The sequence below is a fragment of the Ruminiclostridium josui JCM 17888 genome, assembly GCF_000526495.1.
Lineage (GTDB): Bacteria > Bacillota > Clostridia > Acetivibrionales > DSM-1351 > Ruminiclostridium > Ruminiclostridium josui.
Genome location: NZ_JAGE01000001.1, coordinates 1,202,693 through 1,225,591 on the forward strand (window position 1 = coordinate 1,202,693; position 22,899 = coordinate 1,225,591).

Here is a 22,899-nt window from a genome sequence, read left to right on the forward strand (position 1 = left end):
CTTGATGTTTAGTTTTCAAGGATCAGTATTTCATTTTAGACTAGCTATTTTATGTCTACTTCGCAAAGGTGGTCTTGTTGTTATGCATTTTTTCTATGTCAGGAGTTTTCAAAAATTCATAAAGCTTTTTCTTAAAAACTCTTGACTTTAATTAGCTGGTCTTTTACTGATTTGTTTTGATTTGTTTTCATTCGTTGAGAATAATCCACCGTTCTCCGTCGAAATCCTCGAAGCGTTCTGTTGTGACGTTCTGCTCGAAATAAATCGCCAGCATGCGTTTGATGTCCTCCCGCTCCGCCCGACTGGCGGAGAAGCCCTGCTCCCGCAATGTCTTTTCTATACGGTTCAGATAGGGGAACACTTCATTTTCCTTTTCACTCTTCAGTCGTATGACCACAAGGAATTCTCTGGCTGTTGCCATCTGCACCTGTATCCGGTCAAGGTGGTTCAGGTCATGCTCCAGCAGCCTGCGGACGGCAGGGTTATTCTCCTGCTCCAGGCGGCTTTTTAAGAACAGCTTATTATCCTCGAAGCTTTCCCGGCTGTTCAGGCACAAGAACTCCAGCTCCGCCATTCCCTTCAGCACAGTCATCAAGGAATAGATCCGGGCTGATATGTTGGCTTCCGACAGGACAGAAATATTGGTTGGCTTAATGATAAAATACACCAGCTCATCGCCCCGGAAGGTCAGAAGGCTATGGCCTGTAACGTCTTGTGTGTTGATGAGCTGTCGGGTATACTGCTTTTGCTTTGCCGTCTTTTTTTCTTTTCTGTTCATTGCTTCCCATACCCCCATTCATAGGTTTGCTGCTTCGTGATGAAGAAGGCGCAGGCGTATCTGATAAAATCGAGGATGCTGGTATCGTCAAACCGTATAGTCAGGAAGGCATACAGAGCCGTGATGACGATGGGCGGCATAAACCTAAGCTGTGCCAGCGCAAATACAGAAATCAAAAGACCGACGCCGATGACGCCGATGTCCCTGAGCTGCCACAGCCACAGCACCGCCTTGGATTTCAGGTTGTCGGGGTAGATGTACATTCGGGTTCCTCCAGTTCTTCATAAAATTTTCGCAAAAAATATGCGATCCCCCGGAGTACATGCTCCACACAGGGGATCGCCACACTGTTGCCAAGGGCTTTATATCTTGCGCTGTCCGAGGCGCCGGGGATGTCCGTCCAATAGTCTGGAAAGCCCTGTAGTCTTTCGCATTCCAGCGGCGTCAGCCTGCGGATCAGCTTGCCGATGCGTACGGGATGCACATTGTTCAGGGAATACCCTCCGTCCGTCTTGGACTGGAGCGTTCCGCTCAAATCTCCGTTTTCCGTACCGTTTCGGCAGTCCAAACCTGCAACATTCATCTCACATACAAGGTCTGTCGAGTCCTTGTATTGCCGGGCACTCTGGGTGCTGACCACGTCGTTATGAACATATTCATCGCTTCTCTGCTGGGAGAATACGCAATGCCGGTCTGCGGTGTTCAGGGTGTAGCTGATATCCGGCTGGAACCCCATGCCGTTGCCGCCGTTGTGATCCTGCCGGTCGATGATGTTTCCGGCGATGCAGTATGTTTCTGCATGCGGCGGTACGGCCGGTTCATCCTCGGAAAATACAGCATTCTGCGAAATAAGCGGTACGTTATTGCCGCCGGTACCATACCGGGCAGACATTGTAGGAGCTACTTCGTGCGGGCCTGTATAGCGGGAATCAATACCATGATTCTCAAACAAAACAGGCTGATTATTTCCACTGGTACCCGCTGCTGATGTAATAGTCGGACACAAGTTTTCACAAATTTCCGCGCCACCTTGCTGGCTGCCCATAACGAGGGGAGGATGCCCATCCATTTGAGCGCGTAAGGTAGCTGTTATATTCTCTGTCACGTTCATGCGGCTTCCGCCCTGATCGTTCAGGCACAGGACAGACGGCACCATGTTGGAGCCGCTTTCCGATGCTTCCAGGATCGGCTGGGGCTGTATGGCTCCCGACACATCATGCAGATTTCGCAGCCCATCCCGCTGGTAGCAGGCAAAGGCAATGGGTTTGCTGTCCTCTCCTATTCGGGCCGGACTCCCGCCTGGAGCTCCAGCGCCTGTTTGAGCACAGGAGGAAGCTCCTTGCCTCGCTTCTTCGCCCGGCGCAGTATTCCCAAACAGGCTGTCTTGCTTAAATAATATTTGTGGTGCGGTGTGTCCTCCAAAATCTGAGACAAGGTAGATTCTTTTGCGCCTTTGTGGGACGGACCAGTATTGAGCATCGTATACTCTCCAAGCAAGTGAGAATTGATCTCCCAATATGGCCCCAGCAGACCTCCATATCCCTCCCGGAGGTCGAGGTACAGAAACGGTACCGTCAGCAATTCTGCAGGTTTCCTCAAGCACCGCCCGGAAGTCCTCTCCGTCTGCAGAGGAGAAAGCTCCGGGGACATTTTCCCAGACCATATATCTGGGTCTAAGTCGAACAGGGTCAGCTGTTCGTTTGGTTCTTGCGTCATGTGCTCTCAGCTCCTTTATGACACGGATCTGCTCCATGAACAGGCCGGATCGCTCGCCCTTAAGTCCGGCACGTTTTCCAGCGACCGATAGATCCTGACATGGCGAACCCCCGCAGACCACGTCCACAGGGGTAAGCTCAGCGCCCTTCAGCTTTGTAATGTCGCCTACATGGAGCATTTCCGGAAACCGTGTTTTCGTGACCTCAATGGGAAACGGCTCAATTTCGCTGGCCCATGCAGGGGTAAAGCCCTGCCGGACGCCTGCCAGCGGAAAACCGCCGATCCCGTCAAACAGGCTTCCGAGGGTCAGCGGTGGGGTCACAGTTTAAGCTTCATGCCGGGGGAAGGCGCTTCCTCCGGCATGATTTTTCTTTCTTTGGAATAGTGGGGCAATATCTCCATATGGCATTTTTCCTGTATCTGTTCCGTTGACAGGTTTCTTAATGGAATACCAAGCCGCTCGGCTTCTGCGATTTCACAGCTCATACCGTAGCTTATGCGCTCTCCGCAAATCCAGAGCTCATCGCAGGAGCTAAGTACCCTCAGACCCATCCGGATGCCAAGCTCCCGCTGGGCGTTTACATTATCATCCAAAAACTGCGGATATAACAGGTGAACTGTGACAGGCGCACAGCCATGCTCTGCGGCATAGAGGCAGGCGGCTCTTGCAAACCGGACATTGTTTTCGATATTCCCGGCATAAGGGGAGCAGATATATACCAGCTTCATTTCGCAGCCACCGCCTTTACCACGGTTCTTGTTATGTTGACGGCGGTCTGTGCAGTATAAACGGCGCTCATCAGATTGCCTTTTGTGCTGGTATCCAGTCCAAACGCTCCAGCGATTCTCGGCACCTCACCGGCAGACAGCATCAAGCCCAGCCCCAGCAGTGCATGATCCTTGACCACCATGAGTCCCGCAATGAGAATGGTGGACTGCAGGAAAGCGGCCAGACACAGGCCGACAATCTGCTTGCACCAGCTGACGAAGCCGTCAAGATACCCGCGCGGGACGGAAAACATATACAAGCTGCCTACAGCAATCTGGATGAGCAGAATGCCTCCGCGCTTTAAGTTTGCGAAAAAGACCTTGATCACCGCGTATCCCATGAGGATGAGAATGAAGATCAGCATAATGGGGTTGGTGATCGCTCCCATGCCGCCAAACACCCCGGCATTAGCCGCGTTTTCAAGACTTCCCGCGGCACTCAGTTGATTGATGATGTTGGCGGCGACAGTGTCGATGCCCGTTCCCAGACCAGTGATTCCCGCCGTGAGACTGCTCTGCAGGGATATGGACAGCTTGTAAAGCTCTATCGGCACAGTGGAAAACAGCCCGACAGCCATAAAGCCCTTGATGGCGTTTATGGCGGCGTCCTTGATGCTTCCGCGGCCAGCCTGGTACTCAATGCCGCATTCAAAGGCAGAGACTATGAGTCCGGTTCCATAGAGCATCCAAGCCAGATAAACAAAAAACAGGACGATGGATTGTACCCAGTTCATTTCGAACAGGTCAGCGCCCATATTTCCCATGGCCGCGAAAAAGTTGCCGAGAAAGCCGATGATCTGGCCGTAGATCCAGTCAACGATCTGACCAAGCACGGTGTCGGCGACAAAATCCCATATAAACATGGGTGTTCACCTCCTTCAGGATAAAAAAATAGAGAGCCTGTCATCACACAGACTCCCAAAAGCTGCTTTATTTACATGCCTTGCATAGTCATTCCCTTTTCGTTATGACCGGGTTGCTCCATATCCAGCATTGGCTCCCGGAATACGTTCAAGTAATCATTAACAGCCCCGGAGATCTGATCGTAATCCGCTTTTGTGGGTTTGTAGACATACCATTCGATTTTGTCCCCATACTTCCATATATACGGGGCGATACCATCCCTGAAGTTTGGGTTGCTGACCATTTTCCTGCCGAGCAGGTCGGAGAATCTCAGCGTGAGGGCATCTACCGGACCGTCGTTGCGATTTATTACTTGCCTTTATTGCTTCGTAATGGTCAGCAATACCCAGCGTGACGAACTCAATCCTGACACGGAGATTGTCAGTGAGCTTGCCGAATAAAGCTCTTCCGACGAACCTTTTATCAGTGATATTAGTGTCATTTCCGAACAGCCTGCGCAGCTCCTGTTCAAAGTAATTCATAGCTTTACCTCCTACATTCCAAGTATCTGCCAGTCAATGCTTGCATAAAGATGGCGAGTGGATTTCGACTTAACATATTTTATTTTTCATATAAGACAGCCATATCGTTTATTCTACGCTTTATTTCTGCACGGATGTGCAACGGCTCTAAGCACTCGCATTTATTTCCCAAACTAAGAAGAATATCAAAATGATAATCGTTCTCTATAAAAGGAAATTCCACAATATAATGCTCATCGCCATCGGGAGTCAATTCTTCATAAGCACAATAATCAAGAATCCTATCTATCACAGCTTTATGAATACGGATTTTAATTTTTGTTTGCATTGTTTCTAAAGTATCCGCAAATTCTAAAATCGGCCTCTGATAATCTCGTGGTATAAAAGTTTCCACTTGCATTTCAAGATTTGATATGCGAGATAGTTTAAATAAGCGATAATCACTCCTCTTATGGCAGTACCCTTGGAAGTACCAATGGCTATTTTTGAGTACAAGCTGATACGGCTCAACTATTCGTGCAGTCTTATTTCCGTGGTGAGCTGAGTATTGGAACGAAACCAATTTACTTTCCTGTAATGCTGTTTTGATTGTTTCCAAATACGGCCCTATATTTCTGTTACCTATCCACGGGCTTAAATCTATATGGATTTGGTTTGCTTTTAATTCTATCTCTTTCGCTTTATCGGCTGGAATAAAGCTCTTGACTTTTGCAAGGGCATTTACCAATTCATCACCTCGTACTGTGCTTGAAAGGCTGGAAAGCCCCATTAAGAGAGCAGAAAGATCAGCAGTGGAAAAAACCTTTTTATCAAGCTTATAGTTCCGCATAATTTCAAAACCGCCACCCACTCCCGATATGGAGCAGACAGGAATACCTGCCATATTGATTGTCTCTATATCACGGTAAATTGTGCGAGGTGAAACTTCAAACATATCCGCCAATTCCTGTGCACCTATCCGTTCTTTATCGAGAAGTATCATAATCATACTTACAAGTCTGTCTATTTTCATTGAACCAATATTCTCCCTTTTAATTGTTGCCATACTATTGTCAACAATTATATGATACACTAAAAAAACAAACAAAACAATATTACAAAACAAGCGGAGGAAAGTTATGATTACAATGTATATTTATATTCTTGATACTTTAGCCGACTGGGAATTGGGATATGTAACTTCGGAGCTGAATTCTGGTCGCTTTTTCAAAAAGGATGCACAGCGTATATCCCTTAAAACGGTAAGCTGCTCTAAGGAGCCAATCCGTACAATGGGCGGACTGACTATTGTCCCAGATTGCTTGATTGACGATATGGTTGTGAACGAAACAAGTGTATTGCTATTGCCGGGTGCAAATACTTGGAGCGACCCAAAGCATGGAACTATTATCAAAAAAGTAAGTGAATTCCTTTCTGTAGGTGCCTTGGTGGGTGCAATCTGCGGAGCCACTGCTGCGCTTGCCAATGTTGGACTTTTGGATAAGCGTCCACACACCAGTAATGGAGAAGGTTTTCTTGAAATGGTTTCTCCCTGCTATAAAGGCCAGAGTTTTTATATGGATGATTCTTCTGTAGCCGATAACAACCTCATTACCGCCGGTTCTACCGGAGGCTTATTGTGGGCAAAGCAAATCATTGAGCATTTAGGTGTATTTCAATCAGATACACTGGAGGCTTGGTATAACTATTTCAGTAACGGTAAGCCTGAACATTTCTTTGCCCTGATGCAGACTTTGCCATCTAACAATGAAAATTGATACACATTTGTCTTAAACAGAATAGTTATTATATCCGTATGAAATTGGAGACAGCCTTGCTTGATAGAGCAAGGCTGTCCTCGTTATATTTTCACCGTCACATCCCAAGTATAGTCCAGAGTATCCTTGCATTAGGTCGGTGAACGGATTTTAATTTTCATAAACAGCGCTTCCTTTCATATTGACATTTTTTGATGTGAAGCATATACTATATCATATCAAGATAATTTGATGTGAGGTGATAAACGTTGGAGCTTACTCCGGAGAAGAACGCTAATGTATTTAAGGCATTTTGCGATGAAAAGCGGCTTGCCATTTTGGAACTGCTGCGCAGCGGTGAAAAATGCGCCTGCGTGCTCATTGATCAAATGGAAATCGGTCAGTCCTCCTTGTCCTATCACATGAAGATTTTATGTGAATCGGGTATTGTCGAAAGCAGACAGGAAGGCAAATGGACACATTATAAAATCAGTGAACAGGGCAGCCACGAGGCCATGCTCCTGTTAAAAGCAATTACCACCCCCAATGCAACCGCTGAAGATACTCGTTGTTGCAATCAATAACGGCCATCTGATGGAAGATGGCTTTTATTCGGCACAACATATCAAGTTTTTTTGATATGACTATTGAATTTAAGAAAGAGAGGCGCTTACCCTATGGAGATCCTTCAAAATACGTGGCTGTTCTTTCAAGACCAAGTGCTTGGAATGAAATGGCTCAACGCCCTAATCGGTAATCTGCTCTCGTTGTTCGGTCTTGATGTAACAGGACGAATTGGTGGCAGCGTTCAATTCTTTATCTATGATGTACTAAAAATCACCGTACTGCTCTGCGTGCTGATTTTCATCATCTCGTACATTCAAAGCTACTTCCCGCCGGAACGAAGCAAGAAAATTATGAGCCGCTTTCACGGCGTGTGGGCAAATATCATGGCAGCACTGCTTGGCACGGTAACGCCTTTTTGCTCTTGCTCCTCCATACCTCTGTTCATTGGATTTACCAGTGCCGGACTGCCCCTTGGCGTGACTTTTTCCTTTCTGATTTCCTCACCCATGGTAGACCTCGGGTCGCTCGTTCTGCTCATGAGCATCTTTGGCACAAAGGTCGCTATCGTCTATGTCGTTGTGGGCCTGGTTATCGCGGTCGTTGGCGGTACGCTGATTGAAAAACTTCACATGGAAAACTATGTGGAAGAATTCATTCGCTCGGCAAGCGGCGTAGATATTGAATCGCCTGACTTAACCCGCAAAGAGCGTGTCATTTACGCCAAGGATCAGGTGGTGTCAACCTTCAAAAAAGTTCTGCCGTACATTCTGGTTGGCGTGGGCATCGGAGCTATCATCCACAACTGGATTCCTGAAAGCTGGATTGAGATGGTGCTTGGCAGCAATAATCCTTTTGGGGTAGTGCTGGCAACTCTGCTTGGCGTTCCCATGTACGCTGACATTTTCGGCACGATTCCGGTGGCCGAAGCGCTGCTCTACAAAGGCGCGCAGCTTGGTACGGTTCTCTCCTTTATGATGGCAGTCACAACGCTTTCCCTGCCCTCCATCATCATGCTGCGCAAGGCGGTAAAGCCGAAGCTGTTGGGCACATTTATTGCCATCTGCACCATCGGCATTATCATTGTTGGCTATCTGTTTAATATTTTCCAGTATCTACTGGTTTAATGGGAGGGAAAGAGAATGGCTAAAAACTGGTATCCAGTCATCGATTATCTTGCTTGCACTGAATGCGGAACCTGCGTGGATTTTTGCTCCCACAGTGTTTATAACAAAGCAAAAGCCCCGTCCCCTGTGGTGATGCAACCCGGAAACTGCATTGACCGTTGCCACGGCTGCGGCAACAAGTGTCCGGCAGGCGCCATCTCCTATGTAGGCGACGATACTGGCTGGACACCGCCAAACGGCGAATGCAGTGCAAAAAAAAGCGTAGATTGCTGCCGCGGCGGGACTTGTGAGGAGGATTCCTCCAAGGCTGTGCTTGTGGAATATCTCTATCTTGATCTCAATACCTGTGACCGCTGTATCGGCGCCGATGCGGTACTGGAAGAAGTTTTGGGCAGTATCGCGCCCGCTCTGGAGGCTGCCGGATATACCATGCGGCTTCAAAAGGTACAGATCGCCACAAAAGAACTGGCGGAGCACTACCGATTCCTTGCGTCGCCCACCATTCGTGTAAATGGGCAGGATATCTGCGGACCTGTTGCGGAAAACACCTGCGGCTGCTGTGGTGAAATCAGCGGAACCGATGTGACCTGTCGTACCTTTGCATACAAAGGTCAAGCCTATGAAGTACCGCCCAAAGCCATGCTGGCCGAAGGAATTCTAAGAGCTGTGCTCGGCATGGTGCAGCCCGTTTGTGACTGCGGCGAGTATTCACTTCCAGAAAATCTCAAAAACTTCTTTGAGGGAAAAGCTGTGAAGACCGGTTGCTGCCCTGAAGGTACTTGCGGATGAGTAAACAAAGGATATAAAAACAGTTATTCCACTTTTGATTTTCGCCGTCATTGCCGAGATTGACCTTTACGGTTTTGGGTATCCTTGCGGCCACGGCGGGCAGCCTTGTATGGAGTGTTTTGCTACTGCTGCTCTATTTCATTGGGCACGGCATTCTCGCCGTGATTGCGGAGCCTTCCATGGGCTTTGCCCAAAAGCTCTCCCAAAGCGAGAAGTATGGAAAAGCCAGCGCTATTTTGAAAATCGTCATGGGCGCGGTGATCCTGCTCATCGGTTTCTATTTGTTATATTCAGGTTTCTAATCATGAATTTAAGGAGGTTTTTATTATGGCATTGTTTGGTTTTGGTAAAAAGAAAAATGCAGAGGAAGAATTGGTGCAGTGTGGTTGCGGGGAAATGTGCAAGCCCTCCGAAATTGCCGCAAAGAAAGCTGACGAAGAAGCAAAAGCAAAAAACTCCGGTTGCTGCTGTGGCGGTGACTGCAATACAGAAACGATTGCGGAAGCCGAAAAAGCAAAAGTGAGCGGTTCATCCGTCAAGGTGCTTGGCTCGGGCTGTGCAAAGTGCAATCAACTGGAAGCGGCTACCTTGGAAGCGCTCAAAGAGCTTGGCATGGATGCCACCATTGACCATGTGACAGACTTTACACAGATCGCTGCTTACGGTGTGATGACAACTCCTGCATTGGTTGTGGACGGCAAGGTCGTTTCCTTTGGAAAGGTTTTAAAAAAGGACGAGGTCGTTAAAATCCTGCAAAAAGTACGGGGGTAAATTTATGGCAAAGGAAAAATCACAAAGCATTGGCTTCTTTCAAAAATACCTGACCGTGTGGGTTGCTCTCTGTATGACGGCAGGTGTTTTAATTGGTAAACTTTTACCTGCCGTTCCTGCATTTTTAGGCCGTTTTGAGTATGCCAGAGTTTCTATTCCGGTCGCCATCCTCATTTGGGTGATGATTTATCCCATGATGATGAAGGTGAATTTCCAGAGCGTCAAAAATGTGGGGAAAAACCCAAAGGGGTTATTCGTCACATGGGTGACAAACTGGCTCATCAAGCCGTTCACCATGTACGGTATCGCCGCGCTATTTTTCTATGTGGTTTTTAAGGGCTTGATTGCCCCTGACCTCGCCAAGGAGTATCTGGCGGGTGCAGTACTCTTGGGTGCGGCACCCTGCACAGCGATGGTGTTCGTCTGGAGCACGCTCACCAAAGGAAACCCTGCCTACACCGTAGTACAGGTAGCAACCAACGATTTGATTATTCTGGTTGCCTTTGTGCCGATTGTGAAATTCCTACTGGGCGTTTCCAACGTGTCCGTGCCATGGGACACGCTGATTTTATCGGTCATTTTATTTGTAGTCATTCCGCTTGCGGGCGGTATTCTGACCCGTGTGCTGGTGACAAATCGCAAGGGCACAGAGTATTTTGAAAACACCTTTGTCCATAAATTTGATAATGCCACCAGCATTGGTCTGCTGCTCACTTTGGTATTGCTGTTTTCCTTCCAAGGTGATGTGATTTTGAATAATCCGCTGCACATTCTACTCATTGCTGTGCCGCTTGTTTTGCAAACTTTCCTTATTTTCTTCATCGCTTATTTTGCTTGCAAATGGCTGAAGCTGCCCCATGATATTGCCGCCCCTGCGGGGATGATTGGCGCGTCCAACTTCTTTGAACTGTCGGTCGCTGTGGCGATTGCATTGTTTGGTACTACTTCACCGGCGGCTCTTGCCACCGTAGTTGGCGTGCTGACCGAGGTGCCGGTGATGCTGTTGCTTGTAAAAATCGCCAACAAAACGAAAGGATGGTTTCCAGTATGAGCAAACCTAAAGTAGCATTTATCTGCGTACACAACTCCTGCCGCAGCCAAATTGCCGAAGCACTGGGCAAGTACCTTGCGTCTGATGTCTTTGAAAGCTATTCTGCCGGAACGGAAGTAAAGCCGCAAATCAATCAGGATGCTGTGCGGCTGATGAAGCAGATTTATGGCATCGACATGGAGCGAACTCAGCGCAGTAAGCTGCTGGAGGAGATTCCCCCAGTGGATATCGTGGTGACCATGGGCTGCAATGTGCAGTGTCCTTTTTTGCCCTGTATGCACAGGGAGGATTGGGGGTTAGATGACCCAACCGGCAAAAGCGATGTGGACTTTGAACGTACTATAAAAGCAATCCGCTCTAAAATTGAGAATTTGAGAGAGCGAATCGCTGACAACAAACTATAAAGAACGAGGCTGGCGTTTGTCAGCCTCGTTTTCCTATTCTCCGTTACATCCCCAGTATCGTCCAGATGTATAACGGCGCGGTCAGGGTGAATACCAGACAAGCGAACAGGATTGCGGGCGCTGCCCACTCAAACTGCCCGTGCTTGCGGTAATCAAAGTATGCCGTACCCAATTTTGCGAAGAAAAACACAGCAAGAATCAGGTCAATAGCAGGGAAAACCACCTTGTTTACCACAGCTTTGATTTGACCGGAAGCGTCGTTCCAGGTGCTTTCAATGGCTCCGGCTACGTCGCCTGTGGGCGGTGCGGCGTAAGCAGTCGTGCAAAGCATGCAGCCCAGCAATACCACGAGGAGAACAGACAGGATTCTTTTGAGTTTCATGAGGATAACCACCTTTCTGTATGATTTTTTACATAAGTAAAGACCGCAAAGCAAACAAGCATTGCCCTGCAGCCCTGTTTCTTTTTTCTGTTGTTAAGGCTTTACCGGTGCGATGTGCCAGTCGTCCCAAAGGCTTCCCCGAATAGTCACCGAATCGGTGAGGTTCATGGATAGCATACCTGCAGGCGTCCAGCAGTCGATTAGCCAGGTGTACGGCGTGTAGCTGCCGTCAGGGAACCATACGGGTGTGAAGTGCGTCCGGCGCTTATAGGTCGAGTATTTGTTGGACGCAAACTCGAATTTTGAGCTGTAGCCGGATTGGATGCGCTCCAGCAATCGCCAGTAGCTTTCGTACCGGAATTCAGGAAAATAGGTTACAGCAGTTTGCGCATCGGTCACCGCAGAGGACTGGTTGGTGCTGACATTTGCGGTTACGGTCTGATTGATACCATAGGCTAAGGGTCATTGCTGACCCTCGCCACCGAACCGTACGTACACCTCTCGATGTATACGGCTCTCCGTTAATATTTAACGTATAAAAAATTCAAGTCTAATCGTCATGGATTGCCTTATGACAATCTTCACATACCACTAAGGTTTTTCTACGTTTGGATTTCATTATCTGCTCCCAAAGCGATGTTCCGTCCAGCCCTTTTACACTCGGCACATGATGAACCTCATAGCTGGCTTTATCTTTACTACCGCACAATTCACAAATCCCTGCCTGTAGTCGCGCCCTAATTGTCGCATTTGTATTTACAGAATATCTGTGTTGTACAATCTTGTCCTCGCACTTACCCTTGCAGTCCTTTAGTTTTACAATTCGCTTTTCTTTGGTTGCGCCATTTTCCGTTTTATACTTGATGGCCCAATCCTTGCCTTGCTTATGTTTGGCTACTATTTTCTTAATTGTGGAATTGTGTTTTCCTGCAAGCGTAGCAAGACAACTGTATTCCATCAGATAAGCGAAATATTGCAGCTTGTATAGATTTGAGGCAAGGTAATAGTAATTCACTATCCCACGAATCTCCGCATTGTATCGTTCAACAATTTCTGCGTCAGGTAGGTACAACCAGCCTTTTTTGTGTAGCGGTCTAAACTTTTTCGCTTCAGTTTGACGGACAAATCCTTTCTCAAACATATGCTTTTCGATTTTCTCAAATGGTACGCTTAATGCAACAGTGTTATTTAGATGTCTTGCCTTACGTCCCCTGCTATCGGTCATATATTCTTGATTTCGCCTAACCGATATATCATAGCCTAAGAATCTTACTCGCTCACTGCTGTGTGTAATCAGGGTTTTGTCTTTGCTTAGAGTGAGTTTGTATTCGTCAAAAAGAAACTTTGCTAACTGCTCTTTAAGCCTTACGCAATCTTCTTTACTGCCATTTTCTGCTATCAGAAAATCATCGGCATACCTGACGTACGATACCTTTTTGTCATCCTGCATTTTTGAGGGTGTTTTTCGGTATTGTTCCTCCAGGTCGTGAATTTCAGATAACAAGGCTGTTCTTTGTTCGCCTGTGGCACTTTTCAGTTTTTTCCTTCTTTTAAAGAGTTTCGCACTTAAGGAGCTATGTTCAGGTGTGATTTTTCTGGTTGCAGGCTTATCAAAGGCTTGCTTTATTTTCGCGATTTCATTGTCTAGCTCATTAAGATAGATGTTGGCAAGAATTGGAGAAAGGATGCCGCCTTGCGGACAGCCGGAATATGTTTGATGGTATTTCCAGTCCTCCATGTATCCTGCTTTCAAAAAACTACGGATAACATTAATAAATCTGCTATCCTTGATTTTCCTTTGCAAAATCTCAATCAGCTTATCATGGTCAATGTCGTCAAAGCATCCTTTGATGTCGCCTTCAATGAACCATTTTGCACCCCTAAAATATAGTTTTGCTTGTTCAAGGGCTGTGTGACAGCTCCTCTTAGGTCTAAACCCGTGCGAAAAGTCACTGAATGTAGGCTCATAGATTGCTTCCAAAAAGTTACGTATTACCTCTTGCAGCAGCTTATCTCTGAATGACGGTATTCCTAAAGGCCGCATTTTGCCGTTTTTCTTCTTGATATATTCTCTGCGAACCGGCTTAGGTGTATATGTTCCGTCTGACAGTTCTTTTATTAAGCTGTCAACGTACTTTTTTCCAAAACCGTCGGCAGTATCATTATCAATGCCTTTGGTTGATGCACCCTTGTTGGAATATAGCTTTTGATATGCAAGGTAATAGATGTCATCTCTTAGGAGATAACGGTACAGACGTGTGTAGACACCGTCTTTGTGCTCGCTTGAATTCTTGTAAATACGCTCCAAAATATCAGATGTTGGTTTTGTCACGGTTTCTCCGTCCTTTCATCTTTCTTATTTTGAATTTATTAACTGTTCCACTTCGCTGTTTTCTGAGATTTCCTCAGCCTAAGCTACTATTGGAACTCTGTTGCCATGCAGATAATATATCTGTTTAGGCAATCCCCAGTTTAACTTTGTCCTTGGAAGTGCAGATTGTCGGATATGCTTTCGGTCCGTTATAACATGTTCTCATGCCTGCTTTGTAATTTGCTGATGACTCCATATACGGTTACGGTATATATGGATAATTACAACTAAGGTATCATGGTAATTTCCTTAGACCCAAAACAAGGGTAGCTTAGACCTCACATTCGCCAATCGCAAGCTTATCCTCGTATCTGCTTGTCATCGCAACATAAGTCGAGACTTTTACCCTAAGTCCACTTGTCGCTTTCCTACCATGCGGTGTTCCTGTATCGGGTTTCCCCTTGCAGTAAGGTAGGTTGACTTACACGTCATCTTGTGTAGTAGTTCCAACCAGTGATTTTTGCTCACTTTCTACTGAAACAAAGCCCTATCTGGGCGCACGTATCCGCTTTTTATGTTCTTGCCGTATGCGGTCGGTGCTTTTGCATCAGGCACAACGCTCATGGCAGCTGATAGGCTGGCGGTATAAGAGAGCCAGTCGAACTCCCACCAGCCGTGGTCGCACCAATATCCGGAGTCCTCACCCGTGGAATGCCATACCCAATAGGCATGCCACCATGGCCGCCACACACCCCAGGAAGCCGAGGTTTTCTGAGCTTTGTTGGGCACGGCGGCTGCAGAATAGGAGTCATCCCGGTCATCGGCTACCGGATTAGGCGGATCATTTCCAGAGAGAGCCACAACCTTTGCAATGATAATCCCCTGACTTGCCGTGCCTCCACCCGACACCGACACACGAATGGTCATGGTCTGCGGTGTGGAAGGTGTCGTCCAGCGCACCCATACCAACTGGCTGTCGCCTGCGGGATAATATACGGCGTTCACGGTATAGGTCTGGCCTCCGATTGTAAAGCGAACCGTGACAGGATGGTCGGGATCTGCCTGTCCGCCCCGAACAGTCACCGATGTGACTACATCAGTATTAACCCTATATTCGTAGTCGGCAGCGGTAACAGCCGGAGGCTCAGGCTCCGCTTCATTAAACCGCACGATACCAAGGCCGAGAGATGAAATAATATCTGTGTTTGAAGCGGCCGTGGTCGTGGAACCATCCCATGCAGGGTAGCCGAGATCAGGTGTTTCAAGGAACATCGCCAGTGGCAGGTTCTTATGACTGAGAGACACCATCTTGCTTCGCAGACCGCCGTTCAACTGTTGGTCGTAAAGCGCGGCTTCCGTCGCAGTCATGGCGTACTTGATTCCCTGAAAGGTCATGTAAGCAATGGGTTCAAGCAGGATTTTGTAATCCCCATTGATGAGGGTTTTGTAGTTAAAGCCAGTAAGCTCAGCAATACGCATCAGTGTATATTCTGAACAAAAATATTTCTTTATGGCTTCAATGCTTGCTTGGCCACTACTAGAGCTTATAATTCTCGGGATAGTTTGCGCTGGATTAACATAAGCGTATTTATTTGTGTTTGGTGTTAAACTGTAGCCACTGTTGTATGATATTTTACTAACCTTTCCAAAATTCACAGCTATGTTGTCAGGGTGGTTATTTGTAAAGTCTATAGGAGTGGTTACTACTGTACGATCGCTTGCTCTTACAACCGTTACACGAACTCCCTCATCACCAGGGTTCCAATAGTTTTCGCTGGTACCGCTGCCCATCCCGCCGCCTCCATGGTCAATGTTTCCTTCGCCCTCGGCATAGGCGGCGAGAGGAGACAGGAAGGTCAGCAGCAAAGCCAGCATAAGAAAAATACTAAGGTTTCGTTTCATAAAGACCTCCTTAAACAGCAAGAAGCACAGCATTTCTACTGTGCTTCTTCGTTTGCTTTATTCTAATTTAATTGGTTAATCCATCGTCCCAACCTTGTTGCCAGTAAGCTCATCCCCTTGTTCACCTACCGTTGTACCCGAGCCTCCTGTTTCGGTTACCCAACCGAAGCCGGGGAGATAAACCTTGCCGTCTTTTTTCTCACCGCCCTGCGGCTCACCGGTTTGCGTGGTATTTGGTTTTTTTACACTGTCATGGTCTACCGCTTTCACATTGTCAACCTTTTCTCCGTTGGGCTTTTGGGTTTTGTCGGTCTTTTGGCTTTCTGTCGGCGCTGCCGGTTTGGTCACTTCCGGCTGAAGATTCTGTACCTGCTGATCGGTCTTAGCCGCTGTGTCATCGGTCGGCGCTGCAACCGGTTCGTTGGCCTGGATGACCACTTCTTTTTCTTCTGCCGTATCACCGGTATCGATGCCTGGATTGACCTTATTATCTGTAACTGCAGTGGGCGAAGCTATGGCATCTCCCATCGGCGTTTCAGTTTTAAATTGAGAGGATATTGCTATAACCAGCGCCACGCACACAATACCAAGTCCGGCGATGGTCAGCCATTTCTTTGTCTTGTCAGTTATATTATTCATAAGAGATTACCTCCTTGTCTATTTTTACAGTTCCTTACAAGCCACCCTACCACAAGAGTTTTCAAAAGTCTATTACAATTCCGATACAGTTAAAAATAAAGGCATATATTTCGCTTTCACCTTAAGGTTCATCCGCATCGGCGGCAGGGATTTGCCGCCAAAGGACATCGGAACCTCCAGCCGGATCACCGCATCGGCGAGAAGGCCCTGCGCACTGTCGGAGTCGGAGGGTGCAAAGGGCACATTAGTAATATCGACGGATAAACCGGAGAGCTTAAATTCCACCCCTTCGCCTGCGTATTTTACATGATAGCCGCCGTTTTTTTGCAAGCCAAGGGTATTGTCAAGATACTCATAAATATCGCCATAGTCAATGCTGCCCTCCCATGAGGAACCGCTTGGCTTATACCCTCCTGCATAGCCCTCCCGGACGCCGTGGTAAACATCATCATAGTTGTCGTTAACTGTCGAAATGATGGCAGACTGCACCGCATCCCGAACACCGGAAGCGATGATCATGAGCCTCATGTATTCGGATATTCCGCACAGGATGATGCCAAGCGCGAGGGTGATAGCAACTATCAAGGGGAATGACGATCCTTTTTTTTCCTTTAGTATACCATATAATTTTGTCATTTTTTCCAATACACCTCGCTTTTGCCTGTCGCCTGTGCGGTCAGGGTAATGGGAAAGGAGCCGAAACCGCCAAAGAGCCCGATGTCGGTCTGCATGGAAACGGTCACCGTGAACTCTTCATTGAGTTGGATTTTACCGGTCTTTGACCATGAAATGGCGGGATCAAGCCCTGTTTTTTCCCGAAGCACCTGCGCCCTTTGGTTGGTTTCGCTGCCGACCCTGCCTGCAATCTCCGCTTCTCTGCAAAGTTCCGAGGCAAAGGTGTCAAGTTGGCTCTTGGCGATGTAGACCGGAAATACCTTGACGGCAAGAGCAATGACAAGCATGGCGCAAAGTACCAGTATCGCCACATCGATGTAGCCCTCACCGCCCTTACAATGCAATAGTTTTTTTAGCACCTCAAATCCCCTCCCTAAAACATCCCGCCGAGGGACTTGATGATCTCATAGCCGATGATGGCGAGATAGGTAAACAGGAAGCACATCAGCATGATGAAGGAGAAAATCCGGATTTTGGGCGGTATCTTCTGCGCCTCACCCTTGAGTCTTTGCAACTCCAGCACCTTAAAATCATGGGCGAGCATCTGAAAATAGATTGCGCCGTCATCGCCGCGCAGCACACCAATGAGTCCGCGCACTACATCAGAGAGTTGCGGTGAATTGAGCCTTGCCTCGAACCGCGTGAGCGCCGCCTCATAACTCGAGGAGCGCATGTCTGCAGTCACTATGTCCAGTTCACTTGCAAAAGCAGCGCCTGCATTTTTCTTAAAATTCTCCAGAATGGACAGCACATCGCGGCTGCTTTTCAGCGACTGTTCGATGGTCGCCACGAACCTTGGCAGCTCGCTTTCGATCTGCTCTCGTTTTACCTTCAGCTGCTCATCCGCTTTTCTGGTTTCCTTGAAATAGACCAGCACGGCGAGGAGCACCATCACCGGGGAAAGCAGCGGGAACAAGAACAGGCAGGGTATCACGCCAAGGAGGATCGCTCCTGCTTTGACGAAGGCATACGCAAGGTAAACCTCCGGTGTCATACTGATGCCAGCCGCTTTGAGGACGTTGGACATGCGGCTTTTGCGGTACTCATCCAGGCGAATAAATCTTGACAGCCTGACAGCGCCGGACATGAAATACGCATCCACGGTTTTGGCAGCCTTTTTGTCCTGCTTACCGGCACTGAGCATGGCCTTGGCTGCTCCCATGGTCGGCAGCTTGAGCACATCCGCGAGAATAAAAAACAGCCCTGCTGCAAGCAGGACTGCAAATAAAAATAACAGTAACAACATGTATGCTACCTCCTGTACTCAATGGGCTTGGTGAGCTTAATAACAAAGGCGGTGGAAATAAAAATTGCCGCCGCACAGATGGCAAGGATAAGCTGCCCAACAAAAGTGTGCATTAACGTGTTATACCAAGACTTATTGAGGAAATACATCAGGGGAATGTTGCCGATAACAAGGAGCGCCATGATGATGAATTCCTTGCGAGGCTCGAACACGAGATATTCCAACTCCGCGTTGACGATCCGCATATCGGAGAGCTTGCTGACAATGGGTGTAAGCGTTGTCTTGAGGCTCCGGTCATACTGGCATGCGGTAATGGCATCACACCACTCGCGGAACACTTCGTTGTCAATCTTGGTCTTCATAGTTTTCAGTGCCGCATCCACATCGGGATTGATGAGCCTCACCTGGGTCAGAAACCCGGCAAATATATTGCGCACCGGCGGGTTTAAGTATTGCATATTTTCCTCCACGGCGGTCACAATGTCCTCGTTTCGCAGGTAAGCCGTGGTGATGATGGACAGCGCCGTTTCCAACTCTGCAGCAATATTCTTCTTGTAGTGGGTAACAGTCAGCTTGATATACCAAAACGGCAGGAACATCAGGCCCAGCGCAAGGACAGGGACGAGGAACACATTCTGCAGCAGAATGGCAATACTTACGCCTATAGCGGACAACAAGAGCGAACAGGCACAGATCAGGGAGAAGCGGCTGCTTCGTCCGGTCAGCGCGAGAATTTCCTGCGCTTCTATAATCTCCCTGCGGAGGAAGGAAGGGCGCTTGCGCTTGGTGGCCTCGTTGATTTCATCCTTGATGCTTTTGGGTCTTTTAATCAAAAAGCCAAACAGGCCGTCCGTGAACGCTATGGGCGAGATTCCAAGCAAGATAAAAGCACCGGCAATCATGCCGATACAGGCGATGAGCTGAATAAAAGTCATTTTTCAATCACTTCCTCTTTTTCTCATTTAATTCGCTGGAGGATGAACTGCGTTTGAAGCGGTTGCAACAGAAAGATTCTGTGCCGGATCATCCTGCCCTTTCGTAATTTTCTTTAGTGTCTCCTGCGGCATGCCGTTTTCCAGGAAGCGCTTCTGCAGGCTCTTGGAGATGGTATTCTCCTTCCGATGGCTACCGCTTATGATGAAACGGTCGCCTTCCATGCGGCTCTCCGTGATGTGGAACCGGTATAAGGTGCGGAAGTTGCGTGTGCCGTCAGGCAGGATTTCACACTCCATGATTTCCATGATCTTGCGCTGCTTATTCTCCAGCTGCTTGGTGAACACAACAATCGGAAACGCCTCGGTCACAAGGGACATGAGGGTATCGTCCGCAATATCGTATTTCCGTTTGCAAAGCGTGGCCATCCTGCGCCATGTGGCTTCACAGGAATTGGAGTGGATGGTGGTCAGCACCGTGTGGCCGGTACGGGCAGATTCCTGGGCGGTGTATGCTTCTGCCGAGCGCATCTCGCCCACGCAGATGACCTCCGGATTGAAGCGCAGCGCCATATCCAGGAGCATATCCTGATCAATATTCTGCTTCTCGTTATCACTGGAGCGTGTCAAGGTATGGATAACGCTGTTGACCACCTTGCCGTCCTTTTTTCGCACCAGTGCCAGCTCACGGGAGCCGTTTTCAATCGTAAAGATACGCTTGTTGTCCGGAATGGTGGTCAGCAGCCAGCCGGCCAACGTAGTCTTGCCGGAGCTGGTCGCGCCAGCCACACACACCGAAATGCCGTACCGAAGGCATTCCGCCAGGAAGTCGAGCATCTCATCGGTTGCTGTGCCGCCCTTTACAAAGTCAGCTTTCTCCATGTTTTGCGGATTCACAATACGGATGGAGGCCGCCACACCTACATCCTCGTCCACGAGGGGTGTTTTCAGCACGGCGATGCGGATATTTTTGCTCAAATGTCCCAAAATAGCGGGACTGGCATTGTCCAGCACCATGCCTGACACATGGAGCATACGGCGGATTACGTTGATGGCGTGTTCGGGAGAGTCAAAGTGTTCGTCAAGCTTGACTGTAGTGCCATTGCTGTACTGGACCTCAATGTCATTCCAGGCATTGAGGTCAATTTCCTCAATTCCTGCCCCGAAGATGTATTTAGTGAGAAATGAGAACTCGGCCATTTCGGTATAGAGGGCATCAACGAGCTGCTGGTCGGTCATCCCCTTTACGGCGATGCGGCAATCCATCAGATATTTGCTGATATACCGCTTGACCTGTGTTTTAACCTCCTCTTTTCCCCCATCGAGAATGAGGGTGGAATACTTGCTGGAGATATACTCCTGCACTTCGCGCAAAACAGTGCCAAAATCCTTGGAGTTGTTATTTGGCGCAAAAAACAGGCTGTGGTTATGGGCTGCATTCATAGGCCGGATAGTTTGCGGCGATTCTACCGCAAGCACTTCTGCATTTCTTACCTGGAACTTTTCAAGGGTTCTTTGCTTACGTTTTTTGCTTTTCATATGCCAAAGACCTCCTTTGAAATTTTTTCAATCTCCTTGCGGAAGCCCCGGCTGTCCTTGAACACCAGGTCCCGGAACAAATCCCCGGCAAGAGCTTGATTCTCCAGTTCATCGGAATGAGGTATCTTGAACGCCACATTGCCCAGCACCTGTTCAATATGTTCGCTGGCTTGATTGGTCTTTATATTGCTTGCAACCTTGTACTGCTTATCCGCATCCCATTTGTTGTCTTTTAAGAGCGGGAGCTGGGATGAAAGGTAGCTGATTGATTTGAGATCGCAATTGACCAGACGCAGTACCGAGTCCGCTTCCATGAGGGCAACAGCGGAGAGGATGTCGTTGGCGATATAGCTGCTGCAGTCGATGATAACGTATGGCGCAACATCCCGCAGATGATCGAGCAATTCTGTGGCAAGCTCCGCGTTATAGGGCGGGTAGGTGAACACATTCTCTCCCTTGAGCATGCCGATTAGGGTTAAATAGCTGATTTTCTTATGGGTGATGCAGTTCTGTTTAATCAGGGTATCTGTCACATGGGTTGCAGCCAGAATACTGCCCAGCGACCGTTCCCATTCAAGGTCAGAGGGCGGGCAGATGCAGGGCAGCATGGGTGCAGTCATGTCACATAAAAGCAGCACTACATTGCGCTTTTTGTCTGCCAGATGCTTGGCCAGCTTGACACTGACGGTGGTCTTGCCGGAGGAGGGGCTGCCCCATACGGCCAGCACCTGAACATCCTTTTCAGATTCCGCAGCCTGCGCCTCAACACCGGTGTTTCGGGAGAAAATGCTGCCTTTGATAAAATTAAGCATTTATTCTCCCTCCTTTGGCGTGTCGGGTTTTATATTTCCGGTATTCTCTGCCCCGATTGACTCTGTTTTTTCTTCTCCTGTTTGCACCTTGGCGGAGGGATACAATTCTTCGATTACCTTGTCCTGTGCCTCAATAAACTTGGCGGCATTCTCCTTGCTGCCCCGGTACACGAGGGACAGGTGCAGCTTGCCGTCCGCCTCCAGCTCGGCAAGGATTTTCGATTGCTCCGGCGATGCCAGAAGGGTGACGGTGCTTGGGAGCTGCTTTTCATCCTCATTCCCCCGCTGTCCGCCGGTGTCAGTATCATAGCCGGTGTTGGCGGTGACGGCAATGACCTCCACATACTTAAGCTCCGCAGGAATGACGGTCGTGCCTCGCTTTTTGTAGTCGGGAGCTATGACTGATACGATGTCGCCAGTGATCAGCTTGCCGGACAGACCGGTGGCGAAACTTTTGAGCGTCACGGAGATGGCCTGCTTTTCACCATCGAGGTGGTAAAGATAGGCATTTTCTGCCGCAGGCACATCGGTGAGCTTGGAGCTTAAGATGTAGTCGCCTGCAGCCATATCAGCCGCAGCGTATTTTCCGATAGCCGTATCCACATCTTTGACTACGTTTTTCGGCAGGTTGTAGCTGCCGATCTCCACAGTTTTCAGCATCTCCCTGGTGATCTGATCTCCGGCTTTGATATCCTTGATGACACGGACAATGTCGGTTTTTTGGGAGATACCGGAGTTAAAAAGCGGCGCTACCACAAAGCAAATCAAAAGAGACAGCACAATGCAGATGACACCGAGTACGGTTCTGTTTTTTATAAAGCTCATAGGGTGATTCCTCCTGTGTTCATGAAATATATGGCGATACAGCCGATAGATAGAAAAGGTGCAAGAGGGTATGCTTTGGGGCATTCCCTCCCGCGCAGTCTTTGGACTATGGCATGAAAAACATAAAAAAGAAGCATGGCGGTAAGTCCAATGACCATGGCCGCAATGCTTCCTATGAAACCGAGGACAATACCCGATGCCGCCAAAAGCAGGGCAATAAAAATGCCACCCTGCATAAAGAGCGGCAGATTAGCCTGCATAATTGAACATCTCCTGGATGCGCTCCTTTAAGGTCGGCAATACCGTTTCGCCAAACAGGGCATAGAGTCCGGCCAGCACGAGTCCGCCGATGACCACAGCCATTAAAATTTTGATTGCCGTATCCACAAAATTTTCACCGCACTGTGATCTCAGGATAGCTTTTGCCATCAGTGTCTTCCCAGTAATTTTATTCATTATTCTGGTCGCAAATTTTCTCATCATGTTCTAACCTCCATAAATTTAATTTTTCATTGATTTCCTGCTTTTTCGGTGATTTCTGGGCTTT

Annotated in this window: 27 protein-coding genes and 2 pseudogenes; 8 read left to right on the top strand and 21 right to left on the bottom strand. The window is 48.2% G+C overall.

Annotation, left to right across the window (positions count from 1 at the left end):
- Window positions 1-187 precede the first annotated feature (187 nt).
- From K412_RS0105585 to K412_RS0105620, 7 genes are all read right to left on the bottom strand, one after another.
- A complete protein-coding gene (locus tag K412_RS0105585) occupies window positions 188-778 on the bottom strand; it encodes a hypothetical protein (protein ID WP_024832193.1) in 591 nt (196 codons plus the stop codon).
- Complete coding sequence (locus tag K412_RS0105590) at window positions 775-1,041, bottom strand: hypothetical protein (RefSeq protein WP_024832194.1); 267 nt, start codon at window positions 1,039-1,041, stop codon at window positions 775-777. Before K412_RS0105590 ends, K412_RS0105585 begins: the two co-directional genes overlap by 4 nt.
- Complete coding sequence (locus tag K412_RS20520; protein WP_034847203.1) at window positions 1,017-2,816, bottom strand: DNA cytosine methyltransferase; 1,800 nt, start codon at window positions 2,814-2,816, stop codon at window positions 1,017-1,019. Before K412_RS20520 ends, K412_RS0105590 begins: the two co-directional genes overlap by 25 nt.
- Entirely contained in the window at window positions 2,813-3,223 is a 411-nt protein-coding gene (locus tag K412_RS0105605; RefSeq protein WP_024832195.1) for a DUF7768 domain-containing protein, read from the bottom strand. Before K412_RS0105605 ends, K412_RS20520 begins: the two co-directional genes overlap by 4 nt.
- On the bottom strand, window positions 3,220-4,125 hold the full coding sequence (locus K412_RS0105610) for a conjugal transfer protein TrbL family protein (RefSeq protein WP_024832196.1): 906 nt from the start codon (window positions 4,123-4,125) through the stop codon (window positions 3,220-3,222). Before K412_RS0105610 ends, K412_RS0105605 begins: the two co-directional genes overlap by 4 nt.
- 71 nt (window positions 4,126-4,196) lie before the next feature.
- A complete protein-coding gene (locus tag K412_RS22980; protein ID WP_340139722.1) occupies window positions 4,197-4,409 on the bottom strand; it encodes a hypothetical protein in 213 nt (70 codons plus the stop codon).
- Between the two features lie 317 nt (window positions 4,410-4,726).
- Window positions 4,727-5,659, bottom strand: coding sequence for a helix-turn-helix transcriptional regulator (locus K412_RS0105620; RefSeq protein ID WP_020072880.1), 933 nt, complete (start codon window positions 5,657-5,659; stop codon window positions 4,727-4,729).
- A 106-nt stretch (window positions 5,660-5,765) separates the two neighbouring features.
- Here K412_RS0105620 and K412_RS0105625 point away from each other — a divergent pair, with 106 nt between their 5' ends.
- From K412_RS0105625 to K412_RS0105655, 8 genes are all read left to right on the top strand, one after another.
- Window positions 5,766-6,404 carry a type 1 glutamine amidotransferase family protein gene (locus tag K412_RS0105625; RefSeq protein ID WP_024832197.1) on the top strand — a complete coding sequence of 213 codons (639 nt, stop codon included), beginning with the start codon at window positions 5,766-5,768 and terminating at the stop codon, window positions 6,402-6,404.
- A gap of 248 nt (window positions 6,405-6,652) precedes the next feature.
- The gene (locus K412_RS0105630; RefSeq protein WP_018213992.1) at window positions 6,653-6,967 is read left to right on the top strand and encodes an ArsR/SmtB family transcription factor; all 315 of its coding nucleotides are present in this window, start codon (window positions 6,653-6,655) and stop codon (window positions 6,965-6,967) included.
- A 93-nt stretch (window positions 6,968-7,060) separates the two neighbouring features.
- Window positions 7,061-8,074, top strand: a complete 1,014-nt coding sequence (locus K412_RS0105635; protein ID WP_020072878.1) for a permease — start codon at window positions 7,061-7,063, stop codon at window positions 8,072-8,074.
- Window positions 8,075-8,089: 15 nt separating this feature from the next.
- Entirely contained in the window at window positions 8,090-8,863 is a 774-nt protein-coding gene (locus K412_RS0105640) for a DUF2703 domain-containing protein (protein WP_024832198.1), read from the top strand.
- Window positions 8,864-8,922: 59 nt separating this feature from the next.
- The gene (locus K412_RS22295; RefSeq protein ID WP_020493353.1) at window positions 8,923-9,165 is read left to right on the top strand and encodes a hypothetical protein; all 243 of its coding nucleotides are present in this window, start codon (window positions 8,923-8,925) and stop codon (window positions 9,163-9,165) included.
- 94 nt (window positions 9,166-9,259) lie between these two features.
- Window positions 9,260-9,634, top strand: coding sequence for a thioredoxin family protein (locus K412_RS0105645; RefSeq protein ID WP_312576926.1), 375 nt, complete (start codon window positions 9,260-9,262; stop codon window positions 9,632-9,634).
- Window positions 9,635-9,638: 4 nt separating this feature from the next.
- Window positions 9,639-10,685: an ACR3 family arsenite efflux transporter gene (gene arsB, locus K412_RS0105650; RefSeq protein ID WP_018213997.1), complete on the top strand. Its 1,047-nt coding sequence runs from the start codon at window positions 9,639-9,641 to the stop codon at window positions 10,683-10,685.
- Window positions 10,682-11,089, top strand: a complete 408-nt coding sequence (locus K412_RS0105655; RefSeq protein WP_018213998.1) for an arsenate reductase ArsC — start codon at window positions 10,682-10,684, stop codon at window positions 11,087-11,089. The genes arsB and K412_RS0105655 overlap by 4 nt, the downstream gene beginning before the upstream one ends.
- A 43-nt stretch (window positions 11,090-11,132) precedes the next feature.
- Here K412_RS0105655 and K412_RS0105660 read toward each other — a convergent pair whose 3' ends face one another.
- The 14 genes and pseudogenes from K412_RS0105660 to K412_RS0105720 form a co-directional block, all read right to left on the bottom strand.
- On the bottom strand, window positions 11,133-11,471 hold the full coding sequence (locus K412_RS0105660; protein WP_024832199.1) for a DUF3852 domain-containing protein: 339 nt from the start codon (window positions 11,469-11,471) through the stop codon (window positions 11,133-11,135).
- Window positions 11,472-11,564: 93 nt separating this feature from the next.
- Window positions 11,565-11,924 (bottom strand): annotated as a pseudogene (locus K412_RS22690) (DUF8195 domain-containing protein); the annotation flags it as partial.
- A 97-nt stretch (window positions 11,925-12,021) separates the two neighbouring features.
- On the bottom strand, window positions 12,022-13,803 hold the full coding sequence (locus K412_RS0105665; RefSeq protein ID WP_024832200.1) for a reverse transcriptase domain-containing protein: 1,782 nt from the start codon (window positions 13,801-13,803) through the stop codon (window positions 12,022-12,024).
- Between the two features lie 540 nt (window positions 13,804-14,343).
- Window positions 14,344-15,684, bottom strand: a pseudogene (locus tag K412_RS0105670) (DUF8193 domain-containing protein); the annotation flags it as partial.
- 75 nt (window positions 15,685-15,759) lie between these two features.
- Entirely contained in the window at window positions 15,760-16,323 is a 564-nt protein-coding gene (locus K412_RS0105675) for a DUF6550 family protein (RefSeq protein ID WP_024832202.1), read from the bottom strand.
- Between the two features lie 72 nt (window positions 16,324-16,395).
- Window positions 16,396-16,959: a hypothetical protein gene (locus K412_RS0105680; RefSeq protein WP_024832203.1), complete on the bottom strand. Its 564-nt coding sequence runs from the start codon at window positions 16,957-16,959 to the stop codon at window positions 16,396-16,398.
- Entirely contained in the window at window positions 16,956-17,357 is a 402-nt protein-coding gene (locus K412_RS0105685; RefSeq protein WP_024832204.1) for a DUF4320 family protein, read from the bottom strand. Before K412_RS0105685 ends, K412_RS0105680 begins: the two co-directional genes overlap by 4 nt.
- Before the next feature lie 14 nt (window positions 17,358-17,371).
- Window positions 17,372-18,244, bottom strand: a complete 873-nt coding sequence (locus K412_RS0105690) for a hypothetical protein (RefSeq protein WP_024832205.1) — start codon at window positions 18,242-18,244, stop codon at window positions 17,372-17,374.
- Between the two features lie 5 nt (window positions 18,245-18,249).
- Window positions 18,250-19,179: a type II secretion system F family protein gene (locus K412_RS0105695; protein ID WP_024832206.1), complete on the bottom strand. Its 930-nt coding sequence runs from the start codon at window positions 19,177-19,179 to the stop codon at window positions 18,250-18,252.
- Window positions 19,180-19,206: 27 nt separating this feature from the next.
- Entirely contained in the window at window positions 19,207-20,619 is a 1,413-nt protein-coding gene (locus K412_RS0105700; RefSeq protein ID WP_242835672.1) for a type II/IV secretion system ATPase subunit, read from the bottom strand.
- Between the two features lie 92 nt (window positions 20,620-20,711).
- The gene (locus tag K412_RS0105705; RefSeq protein ID WP_024832208.1) at window positions 20,712-21,527 is read right to left on the bottom strand and encodes an AAA family ATPase; all 816 of its coding nucleotides are present in this window, start codon (window positions 21,525-21,527) and stop codon (window positions 20,712-20,714) included.
- Complete coding sequence (cpaB, locus tag K412_RS0105710) at window positions 21,528-22,352, bottom strand: Flp pilus assembly protein CpaB (RefSeq protein WP_024832209.1); 825 nt, start codon at window positions 22,350-22,352, stop codon at window positions 21,528-21,530.
- Window positions 22,349-22,612, bottom strand: coding sequence for a hypothetical protein (locus K412_RS0105715; protein ID WP_024832210.1), 264 nt, complete (start codon window positions 22,610-22,612; stop codon window positions 22,349-22,351). Before K412_RS0105715 ends, cpaB begins: the two co-directional genes overlap by 4 nt.
- Window positions 22,602-22,832 carry a DUF6133 family protein gene (locus K412_RS0105720; RefSeq protein ID WP_024832211.1) on the bottom strand — a complete coding sequence of 77 codons (231 nt, stop codon included), beginning with the start codon at window positions 22,830-22,832 and terminating at the stop codon, window positions 22,602-22,604. The genes K412_RS0105715 and K412_RS0105720 overlap by 11 nt, the downstream gene beginning before the upstream one ends.
- Window positions 22,833-22,899 lie beyond the last annotated feature (67 nt).

Bases quoted from the DNA above. Each gene is read 5' to 3' on its own strand.
- K412_RS0105585 (WP_024832193.1), bottom strand. From the start codon at position 778: ATGAACAGAAAAGAAAAAAAGACGGCAAAGCAAAAGCAGTATACCCGA.
- K412_RS0105590 (WP_024832194.1), bottom strand. From the start codon at position 1,041: ATGTACATCTACCCCGACAACCTGAAATCCAAGGCGGTGCTGTGGCTG.
- K412_RS0105605 (WP_024832195.1), bottom strand. From the start codon at position 3,223: ATGAAGCTGGTATATATCTGCTCCCCTTATGCCGGGAATATCGAAAAC.
- K412_RS0105610 (WP_024832196.1), bottom strand. From the start codon at position 4,125: ATGTTTATATGGGATTTTGTCGCCGACACCGTGCTTGGTCAGATCGTT.
- K412_RS22980 (WP_340139722.1), bottom strand. From the start codon at position 4,409: ATGGTCAGCAACCCAAACTTCAGGGATGGTATCGCCCCGTATATATGG.
- K412_RS0105620 (WP_020072880.1), bottom strand. From the start codon at position 5,659: ATGAAAATAGACAGACTTGTAAGTATGATTATGATACTTCTCGATAAA.
- K412_RS0105625 (WP_024832197.1), top strand. From the start codon at position 5,766: ATGATTACAATGTATATTTATATTCTTGATACTTTAGCCGACTGGGAA.
- K412_RS0105635 (WP_020072878.1), top strand. From the start codon at position 7,061: ATGGAGATCCTTCAAAATACGTGGCTGTTCTTTCAAGACCAAGTGCTT.
- K412_RS0105640 (WP_024832198.1), top strand. From the start codon at position 8,090: ATGGCTAAAAACTGGTATCCAGTCATCGATTATCTTGCTTGCACTGAA.
- K412_RS0105645 (WP_312576926.1), top strand. From the start codon at position 9,260: ATGTGCAAGCCCTCCGAAATTGCCGCAAAGAAAGCTGACGAAGAAGCA.
- arsB (WP_018213997.1), top strand. From the start codon at position 9,639: ATGGCAAAGGAAAAATCACAAAGCATTGGCTTCTTTCAAAAATACCTG.
- K412_RS0105655 (WP_018213998.1), top strand. From the start codon at position 10,682: ATGAGCAAACCTAAAGTAGCATTTATCTGCGTACACAACTCCTGCCGC.
- K412_RS0105660 (WP_024832199.1), bottom strand. From the start codon at position 11,471: ATGAAACTCAAAAGAATCCTGTCTGTTCTCCTCGTGGTATTGCTGGGC.
- K412_RS0105675 (WP_024832202.1), bottom strand. From the start codon at position 16,323: ATGAATAATATAACTGACAAGACAAAGAAATGGCTGACCATCGCCGGA.
- K412_RS0105680 (WP_024832203.1), bottom strand. From the start codon at position 16,959: ATGACAAAATTATATGGTATACTAAAGGAAAAAAAAGGATCGTCATTC.
- K412_RS0105690 (WP_024832205.1), bottom strand. From the start codon at position 18,244: ATGTTGTTACTGTTATTTTTATTTGCAGTCCTGCTTGCAGCAGGGCTG.
- K412_RS0105695 (WP_024832206.1), bottom strand. From the start codon at position 19,179: ATGACTTTTATTCAGCTCATCGCCTGTATCGGCATGATTGCCGGTGCT.
- K412_RS0105700 (WP_242835672.1), bottom strand. From the start codon at position 20,619: ATGAATGCAGCCCATAACCACAGCCTGTTTTTTGCGCCAAATAACAAC.
- K412_RS0105705 (WP_024832208.1), bottom strand. From the start codon at position 21,527: ATGCTTAATTTTATCAAAGGCAGCATTTTCTCCCGAAACACCGGTGTT.
- cpaB (WP_024832209.1), bottom strand. From the start codon at position 22,352: ATGAGCTTTATAAAAAACAGAACCGTACTCGGTGTCATCTGCATTGTG.
- K412_RS0105715 (WP_024832210.1), bottom strand. From the start codon at position 22,612: ATGCAGGCTAATCTGCCGCTCTTTATGCAGGGTGGCATTTTTATTGCC.
- K412_RS0105720 (WP_024832211.1), bottom strand. From the start codon at position 22,832: ATGAGAAAATTTGCGACCAGAATAATGAATAAAATTACTGGGAAGACA.